The 14,352-nt window shown below is 47.0% G+C and carries 18 protein-coding genes; all 18 read right to left on the bottom strand.

Annotated elements, in window-relative coordinates; genetic code table 11:
* Positions 1 to 2: 2 nt before the first annotated feature.
* Positions 3 to 272, bottom strand: coding sequence for a flagellar biosynthesis protein FliQ (gene fliQ, locus AB1L17_RS00855; protein ID WP_412843134.1), 270 nt, complete (start codon positions 270 to 272; stop codon positions 3 to 5).
* A 30-nt stretch (positions 273 to 302) separates the two neighbouring features.
* Complete coding sequence (gene fliP / locus AB1L17_RS00850; protein ID WP_412843135.1) at positions 303 to 1,064, bottom strand: flagellar type III secretion system pore protein FliP; 762 nt, start codon at positions 1,062 to 1,064, stop codon at positions 303 to 305.
* Entirely contained in the window at positions 1,061 to 1,741 is a 681-nt protein-coding gene (locus AB1L17_RS00845; RefSeq protein ID WP_412843136.1) for a flagellar biosynthetic protein FliO, read from the bottom strand. Before AB1L17_RS00845 ends, fliP begins: the two co-directional genes overlap by 4 nt.
* The gene (locus AB1L17_RS00840; protein ID WP_007719294.1) at positions 1,741 to 2,103 is read right to left on the bottom strand and encodes a response regulator; all 363 of its coding nucleotides are present in this window, start codon (positions 2,101 to 2,103) and stop codon (positions 1,741 to 1,743) included. Before AB1L17_RS00840 ends, AB1L17_RS00845 begins: the two co-directional genes overlap by 1 nt.
* A 36-nt stretch (positions 2,104 to 2,139) precedes the next feature.
* Positions 2,140 to 3,498: a flagellar motor switch phosphatase FliY gene (fliY, locus tag AB1L17_RS00835; RefSeq protein WP_412843137.1), complete on the bottom strand. Its 1,359-nt coding sequence runs from the start codon at positions 3,496 to 3,498 to the stop codon at positions 2,140 to 2,142.
* Positions 3,491 to 4,486 (bottom strand): flagellar motor switch protein FliM, encoded by a 996-nt coding sequence (gene fliM / locus AB1L17_RS00830; protein ID WP_017249321.1) that lies wholly within the window; start codon positions 4,484 to 4,486, stop codon positions 3,491 to 3,493. Before fliM ends, fliY begins: the two co-directional genes overlap by 8 nt.
* 39 nt (positions 4,487 to 4,525) lie before the next feature.
* Positions 4,526 to 4,981: a flagellar basal body-associated FliL family protein gene (locus AB1L17_RS00825; RefSeq protein WP_007719300.1), complete on the bottom strand. Its 456-nt coding sequence runs from the start codon at positions 4,979 to 4,981 to the stop codon at positions 4,526 to 4,528.
* Positions 4,982 to 4,996: 15 nt separating this feature from the next.
* Positions 4,997 to 5,218: a flagellar FlbD family protein gene (locus AB1L17_RS00820; protein WP_106840290.1), complete on the bottom strand. Its 222-nt coding sequence runs from the start codon at positions 5,216 to 5,218 to the stop codon at positions 4,997 to 4,999.
* A 70-nt stretch (positions 5,219 to 5,288) separates the two neighbouring features.
* Positions 5,289 to 6,107, bottom strand: a complete 819-nt coding sequence (gene flgG / locus AB1L17_RS00815) for a flagellar basal body rod protein FlgG (RefSeq protein WP_412843138.1) — start codon at positions 6,105 to 6,107, stop codon at positions 5,289 to 5,291.
* 103 nt (positions 6,108 to 6,210) lie between these two features.
* The gene (locus tag AB1L17_RS00810) at positions 6,211 to 6,606 is read right to left on the bottom strand and encodes a TIGR02530 family flagellar biosynthesis protein (RefSeq protein ID WP_412843139.1); all 396 of its coding nucleotides are present in this window, start codon (positions 6,604 to 6,606) and stop codon (positions 6,211 to 6,213) included.
* A gap of 24 nt (positions 6,607 to 6,630) precedes the next feature.
* Positions 6,631 to 7,854, bottom strand: coding sequence for a flagellar hook-length control protein FliK (locus AB1L17_RS00805; protein ID WP_412843140.1), 1,224 nt, complete (start codon positions 7,852 to 7,854; stop codon positions 6,631 to 6,633).
* 60 nt (positions 7,855 to 7,914) lie between these two features.
* A complete protein-coding gene (locus AB1L17_RS00800) occupies positions 7,915 to 8,817 on the bottom strand; it encodes a MotE family protein (protein ID WP_412843141.1) in 903 nt (300 codons plus the stop codon).
* Between the two features lie 12 nt (positions 8,818 to 8,829).
* A complete protein-coding gene (gene fliJ / locus AB1L17_RS00795) occupies positions 8,830 to 9,276 on the bottom strand; it encodes a flagellar export protein FliJ (RefSeq protein ID WP_412843142.1) in 447 nt (148 codons plus the stop codon).
* A gap of 1 nt (position 9,277) precedes the next feature.
* Positions 9,278 to 10,597 (bottom strand): flagellar protein export ATPase FliI, encoded by a 1,320-nt coding sequence (fliI, locus tag AB1L17_RS00790; protein WP_412843143.1) that lies wholly within the window; start codon positions 10,595 to 10,597, stop codon positions 9,278 to 9,280.
* Positions 10,594 to 11,412 carry a flagellar assembly protein FliH gene (fliH, locus tag AB1L17_RS00785; RefSeq protein WP_412843144.1) on the bottom strand — a complete coding sequence of 273 codons (819 nt, stop codon included), beginning with the start codon at positions 11,410 to 11,412 and terminating at the stop codon, positions 10,594 to 10,596. Before fliH ends, fliI begins: the two co-directional genes overlap by 4 nt.
* Positions 11,396 to 12,409, bottom strand: coding sequence for a flagellar motor switch protein FliG (gene fliG, locus AB1L17_RS00780; protein ID WP_007719331.1), 1,014 nt, complete (start codon positions 12,407 to 12,409; stop codon positions 11,396 to 11,398). Before fliG ends, fliH begins: the two co-directional genes overlap by 17 nt.
* Before the next feature lie 12 nt (positions 12,410 to 12,421).
* Entirely contained in the window at positions 12,422 to 14,008 is a 1,587-nt protein-coding gene (fliF, locus tag AB1L17_RS00775) for a flagellar basal-body MS-ring/collar protein FliF (protein WP_412843145.1), read from the bottom strand.
* 30 nt (positions 14,009 to 14,038) lie between these two features.
* Positions 14,039 to 14,335, bottom strand: coding sequence for a flagellar hook-basal body complex protein FliE (gene fliE / locus AB1L17_RS00770; RefSeq protein WP_412843146.1), 297 nt, complete (start codon positions 14,333 to 14,335; stop codon positions 14,039 to 14,041).
* Positions 14,336 to 14,352 lie beyond the last annotated feature (17 nt).

The following is a 14,352-nucleotide window of genomic DNA, read 5'->3' as shown; positions in this document are numbered from 1 at the left end:
CGCTACCCAATAAAACGATGAAGGTTACCGAATATCCCCATCGTAAAATCAAGCATTACACGAAGCATCCATGGACCAACAGCCAAGATCACCACAAACACCGCCACGATCTTCGGAATGAAAGCGAGTGTCTGCTCCTGAATTTGTGTCGTTGCCTGAAAGACGCTGACCATCAAACCGACCAGTAAGGCGACCCCAAGGGCGGGTGCCGAAATCAGCAGGATGGTATAAACAGAGCTTTGGGCTATCTGCATAAGTAATTCTTGAGTCATGCTCTACCTCCTGAGGCATTCGGAATGTCGCTAAAAACTGGTCAAAAGTGATTTCACAACGAGATACCAGCCGTCCACCATGATGAACAACAAAATCTTAAACGGCAGAGATATCATAACCGGCGGTAGCATCATCATCCCCATCCCCATCAAAATACTGGAGATGATCATATCAATGACTAGAAATGGAATGAAAATCATAAAGCCGATCTGAAAAGCTGTCTTCAACTCACTAATGGCAAAAGCAGGGACCAGCGCATTCAATGGAATATCTTGAATCGATTTTGGTCGTTCGGCTTTTGTATATTCTAGAAATAGTGCCAAATCTTTTTCACGCGTCTGCTTTGCCATAAACTCCTTAAACGGTATGACTGCTGCGTCAAATGCCTGCTGTTGCGTCAGCTTTCCATGCATGAATGGCTGCACCGCTGTTTCGTTTACTTGTCCGAGTGTCGGAGCCATGATGAAAAAAGTCATAAACAACGCAAGAGCAATCAATACCTGATTCGGTGGCATCTGCTGCGTTGCCAATGCATTTCGCACAAAGGACAAGACAATGATAATTCGCGCAAAGCTGGTCATTAAAAGCAAAATCGCTGGAGCCACAGATAGTACTGTCAAAATCAGTAACAGCTGAATGGCCGTTGATGTCTCCTGCGGTGTTCCAGTTCCGCCGCCTATCTTCAAATCGATGCTCGGAACAAGCGATGTACCCGCTGGCGCCGCCATGACCATCTCAGGTACGGATAGCAGCACTGCGACAAGCATCAGCACCTGCAAAAAATATTTCATTTTTGGTCCCCTCTGTCCTGAGCTTGCTCTTTCTCCCAATGTTCTGTTTGGTGTGGGCGATTTTTCAAATCGTTCCATTGACCTTGCAACAGATCTTGAAAGGTTTTGCCGTACATATCAGAAGAAAACAATATTTCTTCTTCAGCCTGCTTTTTCTTACCGAACGGGAGCCATTCTAGCGAGAATGGGTTTTTCATCGGTTTGATCTCTGCGTCAGCTAAGATCAGATCCACTTCATCACCCGGTTCGATTCTACGAAGCAATTCAACGTTATCTCCAACTCCCACGATGTACAATGACTCGCCAATCATCACGACCTGCAGTGTTTTTCCATTTCCTAAAGCAGCTGCACTGATCACTTTAATGGGTCCATGACTTTGAGCCGCTTGACGTCTACCAAGAAAACGAAGCAGTAAGAAGATCAATACTGCTATAAATCCAAGTGAAAAAATGACTTGAACTAGATACCCTATCATACTTCCTGTTCCGCTGCCCGGAATGGCCGCCGGCTGTTCGTTGCCGGCGGGCGCATTGCTAGTTGGCACTTTTCCCTGGTTGTACGCATCCGCGACTGAACCTTCTGCAAAAACGGTACTCGGCAGGGAGGAGACGAAAAGCAACAGGATCAGACTGAAGGCTAAAATGAGTCTTGCCCCTGCATTCCGGATCTTCATCATTAGCTCATGGTCTTTTTGATCGCTTCCAGAACGCGATCTGCCTGGAATGGTTTTACGATGAAGTCTTTTGCGCCCGCCTGAATCGCATCGATTACCATCGCTTGTTGTCCCATCGCAGAGCACATAATTACGCGTGCGTTAGGATCCAATTTTTTGATTTCTTTCAATGCAGAGATTCCATCCATCTCTGGCATGGTAATATCCATAGTTACGAGATCAGGTCCCAATTCTTTGTACTTTTCAACTGCTTGTGCACCGTCACTTGCTTCCCCTACGACGCTGTACCCGTTTTTCGAAAGAATTTCCTTGATCATCATACGCATGAATGCTGCATCATCAACGATTAAAACTTTGTTAGACATGAATAGCTCCTCCCTAATACTTCCCTCTTGATTGGATTATTGTAATTTTTGAACACGATCTATCTGACTGATGATGTCTGTGACACGAACCCCAAAGTTCTCATCAATGACGACAACCTCGCCTTTGGCAATCAACTTGTTGTTCACCAAAATGTCTACATGCTCACCTGCCAGCTTGTCCAACTGTATAATTGACCCAGCGGACAAGTCAAGGATTTCTCTGATCAGCTTTTTCGTGCGACCTAATTCAACGGTTACTTGCAGCGGAATATCGTGCAGCAAGTTAAGATTTTGTATGTCTCCTGTATACATAGGAGCACCTCCAAGCGGAGCAAATTGTGCCGGTACTACGTTCGCCTGATTAGCAGCTGGACTTCCGAAGTGCTGCGGTGTTGGCGGAGCCATTGGAGGCTGCTGATACATACCTGGGTATGGAGCGAAGCCCGGAGGCATCATCTGTTGTCCATACGCATCAGGATACATCGGCTGTCCTGGGTACCCCATTGGCTGTGCATACCCCATCGGTTGTTGATACATTGGCTGTTGTTGTGGCGGCGGCGCTACAGGCGGCACGTGACCCTGTGCTGGCTCTGGCGCGCTTGGTTGGACTGATGGAGCCGACAGGTTCATGGCAGGCAGAGAAGGCATCTCAATCTCTTCTACGAGGGCCGCTGCTGCTGCTTCATCCTCTGCACCTCCAACCAGTCTATCAATCATCTTTTTCGCAAAGGAAAGCGGAAGAAGCTGCATAATATTCGAATCGATAAGTTCGCCTTGCTCTCCTACCTTTAAGCGGAAAGATACTTTCACCAGAGGACTGTCATCATCAGAAAAACTGTCTCCGCCCTTGCCTTGCGCAAGATCCATCACATCGATGCCTGGCGGTGTAATATTAATAAATTGGTTGAAGATCGTCGACATGGACGTAGCAGCGGAACCCATCATTTGATTCATCGCTTCTTGAACCGCACTGATATGTAGCTCCGACATTTCCGTGTTCGCCGGTCTGCCGTCTCCGCCCATCATGAGATCCGCGATAACCGCAGCATCCTCCATGCGAATGACCAACAGGTTAATTCCTTTGAAACCATCCGTATATTCCACGTGGACTGCCACATGAGGAATGGGAAACTCACTTTCCAATTCATCGACATTCACTACGGTAACAGTAGGGGTCGTAATATCTACTTTTTGACTTAACAAAGTAGATAACGCAGTAGCTGCGCTCCCGAAGGAAATATTTCCGATTTCTCCGAGTGCATCCTGTTCAAACGGGGACAGAAAATCGGCAACATCCTGGGTCACTACCGAATCAGCTTCCTCTTCGTCCTCAACCAAGTTGTTCGCACGTAGCAGCGCGTCAATCTCGTCTTGAGAAAGCATATCTCTACTCATTTTGTTCCTCCCCCTCCTCTATGACTTCATCAATCTGTACAGCGACTCTTCCTTTGAGTGTTCCTGGCTGACCCAAGAACTTCAAATGGTCACCTACTTTAATTTTCAGCTTGTTATCGATTGATTGATCCAACTGGATCACATCGCCTTTTTGAAGCTGCAGGAAATCTCCTACCGTAATAGTAGCCGTTCCCATTTCAGCAACAATCGGCAATTTCGCAACCTTTACTCGCTCTTCTACGCGAAGACGTTCTTCTTCATCCCGCGTTTTCTTTTGTTTGGAGAACCAGTATTGTCCCGACAGCTTTGTCATGATTGGCTCCAGTACCACGTGAGGCAAACAGAGATTGATCATTCCTGTTGTATCGCCGATTTTGGTACTAAAGGAGATTACCACGACAATCTCGTTAGGTGAGACGATCTGCATGAACTGTGGGTTCATCTCCAAACCTTCCTGATACGGATCCAGCTCAATGATTTGCTTCCATGCCTCGTGGAATGTATCCAGCGCTTTGCCGAATACGCGTTCCATCACCGTTGTTTCAATTTCCGTAAGGGCGCCCATCTTTTCCGGGATAGCCCCCTGACCTCCTAGAAGCCGATCAAGCATGGTGTAGGCGATGTTTGGATTCACTTCCAAGACCATACGCCCTTCCAGTGGAGGAGCTTCAAAGATGTTCAAGATGGTCATCTTGGGAATAGAACGTATAAATTCGTCATACGGCAATTGATCGACGGAGGCAACCGTAATTTGCACGAAGGTACGGAGCTGAGCAGAAAAATACGTAGTCAACAGCCTCGCGTAGTTTTCATGGATTCGCGTTAGACCGCGGATCTGATCTTTTGAGAACCGCAGGGCGCGTTTAAAGTCATATACCTTGACTTTACGCTCAGTCTCTTCCTTTTTCAGCTCGTTGGCATCCATCTCGCCCGATGATAGGGCGGCCAACAACGCATCAATCTCACTCTGTGAGAGAACCTCGGCCATATGTCGTCACCTCCTTGCTATGTATACCATAATCGCTTCCTATGACAAGACGCGTTTGGTTGTCACTACTTGAACAATCTTACCTTCTTGCATCAGGGAGCTGATTTCATTCATGATTTTAGCTTCCAGCTTGTTCACACCTTCAGTTCCTTTAATGTCTTCTGGTGTCAACCCCGCCAATGTTTTAATAATCACCTGATTGACCTGCGGCAAACGCTGTTCCAATTCTGTTTTGGCATCAGCACTGTCCGCCGTGATGCTAAAGCGTACAATCATGTAATTGTTCGTTAGCAAGTTCGTCGTAATTTCGCCTGTGTCAACGGAGAACTCTTTCATTTCCTCAGCTGTTAGCGGCTTCACTTCTTGCTCTTCCGTCGTGGCTGTTTGAGCAGCCGGAGAGAGATACGTTTGCCAGAGAACAAACGAGATCACTCCCAGTAGCGATATCGCGATGATAATGATTAGAGCCATGTTAAACAATCGATTTTGAAACATCGCTAATGCCTCCCGCTATTCATTTGAATCACCCGGCATTCTCGGTATAGACGTTGCCGGAGGAACATTATGATAAAAAGCCTGAACACGTTCAGCGATGGATTCCACCGAATCCTTCACGATGTACTTTCTGTCGTTGAACAGCGTAATCACGCTATCCGGAGTTGCTTCAACAGTTTCAATGTGAGTGATGTTCAGATAAAAAGTAGAGCCGTTAAAACGTGTCAACTTAATCATTGGCTGCTCCTTTCCGGATCTAGCTGGGGAAGGCTTGTCGCACTTCCCCGGCTGTTTCCGTTAAACGAAATTATCGTTTCAGGTTCACCAGTTCTTCTAGCACTGTGTCAGATGTCGTGATGATCCGAGAGTTTGCTTGGAAACCGCGTTGTGCCACGATCATTTCAGTAAATTCTTCAGAAAGATCCACGTTGGACATTTCCAGTTGTCCCGCGATGATGCTGATTCTTGCATCTGCCGGAGTAGCTGGAGTCATTGGGTCATCGTCACGCGCACCAGCATTCACCGTGTTTTCGTAAAGGTTGTTCCCGACTTTCTTCAATCCGCCTGGGTTGTTGAAGGTCATGACGCCAATGGTGTTGTCCGAAGCGAGTGCGCCGGTATCATCCACAGTCGTAACTACCCCGTCCTTGCCGATAGAGTAAGAAACGATTCCATCAGCCTGGTTGATTTGGATTGGTGCTGGGTCGGTATTCATCAGCTTCATCCCTTGGGAGTTCACTAAGAAACCTTGAGCGTCACGCGTGAAGTTGCCTGCACGTGTGTAATAGATCGTAGCACCATCATCAGGGCTGACCATGAAAAACGCGTCTCCTTCGATCGAAAGGTCTGTCGGAAGGTTCGTCGTCATCGGACTACCAGCAGAGAAGACGGTATCGATCGAAGCTAAGGATGCACCAAGACCGATCTGCGTCGGGTTGGTACCGCCTTTTCCACCATCTGTAGGAGCCCCAGCCCCTTGAACGTTCTGGCTCAAAATATCTTGAAACATGACACGACCCTTTTTGAAGCCGACTGTGTTCACGTTCGCGATATTGTTACCAATCACGTCGAGTTTTGTTTGAAAACCACGCATACCTGAAATACCTGAGTACATAGAGCGAAGCATAATTAATTTCCTCCTTTACCTTCTCATTCACAGCGGCTACCTCTGTCAGTCGGTAGCCGAATGGGCTTCCTCAAAAGGAGGTCCAGCCCGCTAAAACAGCCACCTACACGAAAATGGCACTGTCAATGTTTGTAAAGACGTTGTCCTTCATGCTGCCATCGTCTACGGCGGTTATTATTTTCCGATTTACGATGCTCACGACGTAGGCCACATTATCCATCATAATGAGAGACTCTCTGGCGCCTTTAGAGGCTGCTTTTTGCACAGCAGATTCCAAACGCTCCAACTGCTGACTTTCAAGCGAAATGCCCCGTTCCTGCAAGCGATTGACGGCATGCTGACTAAAGCTGAGTGCTTGAGTCTTGGTTGCAGACCCAATCGATTCCGTCAAAAACTGCTGAAATGACTTGTTGTTTCCCCCAACTGTTTGGGTTGTAGCTTTTGCGACGTGATTCGTTTTCGGAGGAAAATAGGGCTGCCCCACACGAAAATGGTTCATGGTGCTTCCTCCTTACATCCAATCCTAGACGATATCGTCAATGCCGCGAGCTGTTTCCCGCAGTCGATTCCAAAGCGCTTCTGTTGATTCATTGTTGTCTACCAGGGCATCGAGGGCGAATTCCTGCTCGTCCTTGTTCTGCTGTTGTTTATTCTCTTGTTGTTGTCGAGCTTGTTCACGCTGCTGCTGGAAGTTAAAAGCTGTATCCTGCTGCTGGTTTACCTCCAAGCGATCTACCTGCAAGCCTTGTTGTGTCAAAGCTGCACGAAGCTGTGGGAGCTGATTATCAAGCAATTCCTTTCCAGCCTGTGTTTCGGCATGGAACTGTGCAGTAATAACCCCATTTTGGGAAGTAATCGTAACATCTACCTGTCCCAACGATTGCGGATTCAAAATCAGCCTTGCCTCATGCACGCCATTGTTTTGGGTCATCTGCATTTTGGACACGAAAAGCTGTGTAACTTGCTGTGTCAGTTGATTGGCGTTCACATGATGGGTTGGAACCGCCGACTGCTGAAAGGTCTGTACCGATTGTGATTGCGTATTAGATGAAGCGATAATCGGTGTCTGACCATTTCCTGTTAACAGGCCCTCTTGTGCATTCCCTTCTTGATTCAAAAGGCCACCTTGAAGCGTAGACTGTACCGTCTGAGACTGAATCCCTGCCTCCAGCTTGTAAGCAGATAGACCTTGGTTCAGTCGCAGTGGAGAAATCGTCTTGAACGTATCTTGCTGTGTTGTGTTCAAGTTTGCCAGCACGTCGGATCGCAAGTTCAGTCCACTACGCTTTGTCTCCTCTACATTTCCTTTTTGATTCTTCAAGGATTCGAGAAGAGCTGCCAGCTTGTCCATGTCGCTTGGAGTTGCTTCCCCTTTTTTCAGGTTAGCAAGCATCTGCTTTAATTCCTCACTCACTTGGCCAGCATTTCCTTGCGCTTTACCCAAGAGTTGTTCAATCGCTGCCGCAAACTTTTCCTGAGTTTCAGGCGGCAATTCCCCTTGTGCATTTTGACCGGAGTTAAGCAGTTGGGCAATTAACGCCATGAGTTCAGCCATCGCTTGCATTTCCTCTTCACTCAAGCCCTCTGGCGCGACCGCTACCTCTTCTGCGTTTCCAGCCTGATCTAATACTTGAATCAACTGCATAGAAAACAATTGGCCTAAACTAGTTCCTCCTGCATTCGATGCAGGTACTGCTGTAACAGATCCAGCTGAACCAACTGCCGGGGTAATATTGGCTACATTCATCTCGTTCACCTCCTCTTTTTGATTTGTTGCTTATAGGAACGAAAACAGATGATTGTTCAACTATTTTCGAAGCAACTCTTCTGTGATGCGAGCCGCCAGATTGTCTTTTTCCTTCTTGTCGTCATTGGCGATCGCGGAGAGAGTTTGCGCCCGTTTCTCCACAGGCAAATCTTTCATTAAGGCAATAGCTCTGCTCTTGTTTGTAACCATAAGAGAACGAATGATGGCAGCAGCATCAGCTGGCGGCAATTGTTCAAACGTCTTGTTTAGGTCCTCTTGAGAATCAGAACCATCACGAGTATCGCTCAACGCCTTTGTCAAAACATCAACCCGTTGTTGAAGAGCGGCGATGTCATCATCTTTGTTCACAACAGAATCTTTTAACAAGATCGAAATATCAGCAGCTTTCTTCGGATCCATTTTGGCCAAAATGTCTGCCTGTTGCGCAGGTTTCATCTTTGTCATGACTGCAACAGACTCTTCCAGCTTTAGATTTCCAATGATCGCAGCCGCATTTTTGGCTGACATGGTTGTATACACCTTAGCCAAATCCGTAAATTGCTTCTGACGCTCTTCCTCTGTCGTACGCTTGTCTTCCATAAGCTTGTTTACATCATCAAGTTGCTTTTCCAGCGCCGCTATGGTGGCATCTTTCTTTGCTGACTCCTCTTGTAATGCGGTTATTTGCTGCTGGTTTTTGGCTTGATCTTGCTGTAGGGTTACCACTTGCTTGTCCATATCAGGTTGTTCTTCCGAGTCGGTAGCTGCCGCATAATCGTCGGGGACTAATTTTTCCACGTACGGTATGGAGTTAGCCCAGTGGAGAACATTCCCTAACACATTGACCCCGAGCAAGCTCAGGAGCACACCGCCAAGGAGGCTGGCAAACAGTGCAGGAATGACAATCATATAAAAGAACCATTCCCACCTGCCGTATTCCCGTTCTTCTTGGATTTCTTCCATTTGGAACCTCCCTCAGTTGCTTCGGCGAAGATAGAGCTGCGTACCGATCTCATCCAGCTCTTTTTGCTCTCTTTGCTTCTGGTCGTCCAGAAATTGGTGGAGCGACTTTTCCCGAAGGCGTTGCCATAGCTGGGACTCTTTCATGCGTTCCGTCAATCGTGACTGACAGCGTTCCACATCCTGTTCACAACCGTGCAAGGTACGTTGTTGATTCGTAATTGATCTCGCAACAGATTGCTGGTATTGCGTGATGGAAATGAGCTGCGCTGCACTGCATGTCTGCATCTGTACTTCCTGGAGCTTCATCGTCATCTCTTCATGATGATCCGTTAGTTGAGAGAGCTTCCACTCTTCTTCGTTTTTACGTTGAATCGACTTTCCGAAAGCCCATTCTGCTTGTTCTTTTTCTTTTTCCTTTAAATCAAGAACCTTTTGGAGATGAAACTGAAACACTCGCACTTTAGTTCACTCCTCCGAAATGAGCTGTCAACGCTTGGATGGCGCTTTGCAATGTAGATGGCTCATGTGTCCCTTGTGCCGTAAATCCTGAAATGATATCACGATAGCGAATAGCTGCATCAATATCCCGATTGGTTCCCGGTTTATACGCCCCAATATTAATGAGGTCTTCCGCTTCACGGAATGTAGCCAAATGCTTTTTCAGTTGCCGAGCCGCATCCAAATGGTCGCTTTCGACAATTTCATTCATGACACGACTTACACTCGCCATTACATCAATGGCCGGGAAGTGACCTTTATGCGCGATTTTTCGGTCAAGAACGATGTGACCGTCCAAAATCCCGCGCGCCGCATCCGCAATTGGATCGTTCATATCATCCGAGTCAACCAATACGGTATAAAACGCTGTAATACTGCCCTTATCCGCTGTTCCTGCGCGCTCCATCAACTTTGGCAGCATCGCAAACACCGATGGCGTATAACCACGAGTAGCCGGAGGTTCTCCGATTGCCAAGCCCACTTCACGTTGCGCCATGGCAAAGCGTGTGACGGAATCCATCATGAGCATGACATTCATTCCACGATCGCGGAAATACTCCGCAATGGATGTCGCTATCATCGCCCCCTTGATCCGAATCATCGCTGGTTGATCAGAAGTGGCGACGACGACAACAGAGCGTTTTAGTCCTTCTTCCCCAAGATCGCGCTCGATAAACTCCATTACCTCACGACCGCGCTCTCCGATGAGACCAATGACATTGATGTCTGCAGTCGTATTACGAGCGATCATTCCCATCAATGTACTTTTTCCAACCCCTGATCCAGCAAAGATACCAACCCGCTGGCCTTTTCCAATGGTTAAGAGTCCGTCTATCGCCCGAACTCCTACACTTAATGGTTCATGAATGCGTGGTCGAAGAATCGGATTCGGAGGCATATTGTTTGTTGGATAAGAAGTTAGTCCAAATGGCAGTGAGCCTTGATACGGTCGGCCAAGTCCGTCCAAAATTGAACCCAAGATTTCAGGTCCAACCTTTACATCTAATGAACGTCCAGTTGCGACCACATCACAACCTGGACCAATCTCCGTCAGTTCGCCTAGTGGCATTAAAAGCACTTTATTTTCACGAAAGCCAACCACTTCCGCGATGATGGGTTCCTTTGTGTTAGCCGGATATAGATGGCATATCTCGCCTAATTTCACTTCTGGTCCTTGCGACTCAATCGTGAGACCAACGACTTGTGTGACTTTTCCATTCACGCGCATCGGGTCTAATCCATGCAGCACTTGCTTGTACTTCGATAGATCTAGGATGCTCATGGAGACTCACTTCCTCTAGCAATCGCAAGTAGAGCTTGTTTAATCTCGTCCATTTGTGTATCGACTCGTGCATCGACACTTCCTAATGCCGTACGGATGACACAACCACCATCTTGTACCGTATAGTCAGGGTAAATCGACAGCTCAGCTTGGCCATCTAGCAGTTCGAGAAAACCAGCACGATGTTCCAGCACATAATCGAAGTACTTATGGTTCACACATACCGTAATCTCACCGTGAACACGAGAGCGGCGAAGTGCTTTCTTAGTCATCTCCAGGACCTGCTCGGGATGCTGTTGCAGCTCCTGTCCAATGATTTTTTTAGCGACCTCCATGCTTAGTTCAACTAAGAATGGCTCCGCCTCAGCAATGATCTGTTTTTTCTCAGCGAAGGCTTGTTCCAAGATGCTTTTTGCTTGGCTGAGCGATGCTGTTTGCTCCTCGTACGCCTCACGTTTTCCCTCTTCGAAACCTGCCTCGTGCCCTTCAGTCGAAGCTTGCTCATTTACTTGCTGAAACAATTGCGCAGCTTCCTGGCGCTTTTGTTCCCACCATTCTTCCATTTGAGCAAGCGTCTCTTGTCTTAATAGCTCCGCTTGCTCCGCAGCTTGCTGTAGGATGTTTTGCGCGGTTTCTTCTGCATCTGCGATGATCGTTTTTGCTTCGATCTCAGCTTGATTTAAAATTTCTTGATTTTCTTGCAACCTTTCGGCAACTTCTTCCGTCTTTAGTTGTACAGGCGTTACCGAGAGGAGAAAAGAGTCCTCAGAAGGCCGATAATTGGCGCTTTTGATGATCCTAGACAATGATATCATCTCCTCCACCGCGGGCGATGATGATCTCACCAGCCTCCTCTAAGCGACGGATAATCGCAACGATACGAGATTGTGCCTCTTCGACGTCGCGTAGGCGAACTGGACCCATAAACTCCATCTCTTCTTTGAAGGTATCCGCCATCCGTTTGGACATGTTTCGGAAAATAACTTCCCGAACTTCTTCGCTGGATACTTTGAGAGAGAGTTGTAGATCGGCATTTTCCACATCGCGGATAACGCGCTGAATCGAGCGGTTGTCGAGTGTTGCAATATCTTCGAAGACGAACATGCGCTTCTTGATTTCTTCTGCCAGCTCTGGATCTTGAATTTCGAGGGAATCCAGAATCGTGCGTTCGGTTCCACGATCGACACCGTTGAGTACAGCCACGATTGCTTCGATCCCACCTGCTTGTGTGTAATCTTGGGTAACAGTCGCAGAGAGCTTTTGCTCCAGGACCTGCTCTACCTGAGCAATTACTTCCGGTGATGTACTGTCCATCGTCGCAATACGTTTCGCAACCTCTGCTTGACGTTCTTGCGGAAGAGCGGACAAAATCATGGCAGCTTGTTGAGCCTCCAGATACGAAAGCACCAATGCAATCGTCTGCGGATGCTCATTTTGGATAAAGTTGAGAATTTGACCTGGATCTGCCTTTCTTGCAAAGTCAAACGGTCGAACTTGCAGGTTTGCCGTCAAGCGATTGATAATATCCATCGCCTTGGTCTCACCCAAAGCCTTTTGCAAGATTTCTTTCGCGTAAGTAATCCCACCTTGTGCAATTACTTCTTTGGCAACAGCTATTTGGTGAAATTCAGATAAAATTTTATCTTTTTCATCGGTATCCACTTTTCGCACATTGGCGATTTCTAATGTCAGTTGCTCGATCTCATCCTCACGCAAGTGCTTGAACACTTGGGCAGAAACTTCGGGCCCGAGTGAGATGAGGAGGATAGCTGCTTTTTGTCGTCCTGACAACTCTTTAGCGCCGCGAGCCATACCATTCACTCCTTAATCTTCTGCTAACCATGTACGAAGCAGAACAACAAACTCATCTGGATTGCTTCGCGCCAATTTTTCAAGTTGTTTTCTGACCACTACCTGGTCTCCATCTTCTTGGTAAATCAAGTCTGGTATTTCGGTCGCGTTGAACGGTTTCTGCAAGTCTGGCAATTCCTCTTCTTCCTGTTGCTTCGCCTGACTGCGTCTGCGGTAGACGAGGAATGCAACAGCAGCAAGTGCCAATACTGCAATACCACCAACTGTCCAAAGAACAGCAGGACTAAGTGCACTGGAATCCTCAATCTCAGCTTTTCCTGAGAACTGACGAGGGAGTACAGAAATATGCTTGTCCAACTCAGCATCTGTTAAATCAACAGCTTGATCACTTAATGTGACACGAACAACATTGCGCAACACTTGCTTGATGCTCTCAAGCGTAGCAGCATCCAATTGTCCACCGTCTGGCGGTTCTACCCCTACGTTGATTGTGATGTCTTCGATCTTGTATGGGCTTGATGTAACATTTCGCGTGATGCGATTTACTTCACGGTTAATCGTATCGTTCAACTCTTCGTATTGACTGTTACTTCCTTGCGGGTTACTTCCTGGGTAAGTCGGAACTGCATTGTTGCCTGTTCCTGCAATCCCCCCTGGAGGTTGACCTTGTCCAGAGAAGGCTTTTGATAATTTTTGAGAAGAAATGATAAGTCCTTCGTTGTTCTCTTTGTCAGGTGCTTCGACGATATTTTCCACGCGATTTTCTTTGTCAAAGTTCATTTTAATGAATGTATGGACGATGACTTTATCGCGTCCCATGATCGTACCCAACAGGTTGTACAGGTTTTGTTGAATTTTCTTTTCAACATCTGCTTTGATTGTTTCCTGTTGCTTGAAGCTGCTCATTGTTCCTTCGTTTTCATTGCCTTCAGATCGTTCAAGGGGATTGGAATACTGGTCTGTAATCGCAATCGCTTCCATTGGCAATTTTGGAACGCTTCGAGAAACGAGCAGGTAAAGTGAGTTAATTTGCTTTTGATCAAGTGTCGTTCCAGGTTCTACATCGACGATGACCGAAGCAGTCGCTGTATCCGGTGTCTCTGTTACCCAAACGCTTTCCTCCGGTAATGTAATCATCACCTGTGCGGAGCGTACACCTTTTACACGTTCCAGCATCTTGCGTAATTCTTGTTGCAACGCTTCTTTTTTCATGACATCAAATTGGCGATCCGTAACGCCGAGCGTACTGGAGAAAATTTCTGCATTAATTCCTGCCTGGCTCGGAATACCTTGTGCCGCCAAATCTACGATGACATCTTGTGCCATTTTCTCGGGAACCTCGATGCTGGTACCATTCCCTGTGATTTGATAAGGGATTTGTTTTGCTTCCAGCTCTTTCTTGATAGTCCCAATTTCTTGTTCACTCAATCTTTGGTTATAAAGTGGCTTGTACACCGGCTGAGAAGCGATGTATATGTATAGACCAAGAGATATCAAGAGGAAGAGCGAGGTACCAATTATCAACCATTTTTGCTTCTTGGAAAATTGGTTCCATTTAGACGTAAACTGGTCTTTGTATAATGCTAAACGTTCGTTCATGTTTCACCTCTCAAAGGATACCACCCACGATCAAATCGACATGCGCATGATTTCTTGATAGGACTCGATCATCTTGTTCCTGACCTGCATGGTCATTTGGAGCATGACCGTAGCTTTTTGCCCTGCGACAGTCAACTGGTGCAAATCTGTAAGTTCTCCCGCTGCATACTTAAGCCCAAGATTCGATGATTCTATTTGAGCCTCGTTCACTTTCGTCATGGCATCGGATAGAAACGATGAAAACTCTTGGGAAACTTCAGCTGGGGTTGGTTTGTTCACACTCGCTGTACGAATTGGTGTTAATTGAGATATTGCGCTCATTTCCATGCTTTACTGTCACCCGC

This window comes from Brevibacillus jepli (genome assembly GCF_047229145.1).
GTDB lineage: Bacteria > Bacillota > Bacilli > Brevibacillales > Brevibacillaceae > Brevibacillus.
The sequence above is the reverse complement of the archived record's forward strand: the minus strand, read 5'-3'. Positions and strand labels throughout refer to the sequence as shown.

Coding starts and splice junctions, on each gene's coding strand:
- fliG (WP_007719331.1), bottom strand. CDS start 12,409: ATGGCTCGCGGCGCTAAAGAGTTGTCAGGACGACAAAAAGCAGCTATC.
- AB1L17_RS00845 (WP_412843136.1), bottom strand. CDS start 1,741: ATGATGAAGATCCGGAATGCAGGGGCAAGACTCATTTTAGCCTTCAGT.
- fliE (WP_412843146.1), bottom strand. CDS start 14,335: ATGGAAATGAGCGCAATATCTCAATTAACACCAATTCGTACAGCGAGT.
- AB1L17_RS00805 (WP_412843140.1), bottom strand. CDS start 7,854: ATGAATGTAGCCAATATTACCCCGGCAGTTGGTTCAGCTGGATCTGTT.
- fliM (WP_017249321.1), bottom strand. CDS start 4,486: ATGGCCGAGGTTCTCTCACAGAGTGAGATTGATGCGTTGTTGGCCGCC.
- fliY (WP_412843137.1), bottom strand. CDS start 3,498: ATGAGTAGAGATATGCTTTCTCAAGACGAGATTGACGCGCTGCTACGT.
- fliP (WP_412843135.1), bottom strand. CDS start 1,064: ATGAAATATTTTTTGCAGGTGCTGATGCTTGTCGCAGTGCTGCTATCC.
- fliI (WP_412843143.1), bottom strand. CDS start 10,597: ATGAGCATCCTAGATCTATCGAAGTACAAGCAAGTGCTGCATGGATTA.
- fliH (WP_412843144.1), bottom strand. CDS start 11,412: ATGATATCATTGTCTAGGATCATCAAAAGCGCCAATTATCGGCCTTCT.
- AB1L17_RS00810 (WP_412843139.1), bottom strand. CDS start 6,606: ATGAACCATTTTCGTGTGGGGCAGCCCTATTTTCCTCCGAAAACGAAT.
- AB1L17_RS00840 (WP_007719294.1), bottom strand. CDS start 2,103: ATGTCTAACAAAGTTTTAATCGTTGATGATGCAGCATTCATGCGTATG.
- AB1L17_RS00800 (WP_412843141.1), bottom strand. CDS start 8,817: ATGGAAGAAATCCAAGAAGAACGGGAATACGGCAGGTGGGAATGGTTC.
- flgG (WP_412843138.1), bottom strand. CDS start 6,107: ATGCTTCGCTCTATGTACTCAGGTATTTCAGGTATGCGTGGTTTTCAA.
- AB1L17_RS00825 (WP_007719300.1), bottom strand. CDS start 4,981: ATGTTTCAAAATCGATTGTTTAACATGGCTCTAATCATTATCATCGCG.
- AB1L17_RS00820 (WP_106840290.1), bottom strand. CDS start 5,218: ATGATTAAGTTGACACGTTTTAACGGCTCTACTTTTTATCTGAACATC.
- fliQ (WP_412843134.1), bottom strand. CDS start 272: ATGACTCAAGAATTACTTATGCAGATAGCCCAAAGCTCTGTTTATACC.
- fliF (WP_412843145.1), bottom strand. CDS start 14,008: ATGAACGAACGTTTAGCATTATACAAAGACCAGTTTACGTCTAAATGG.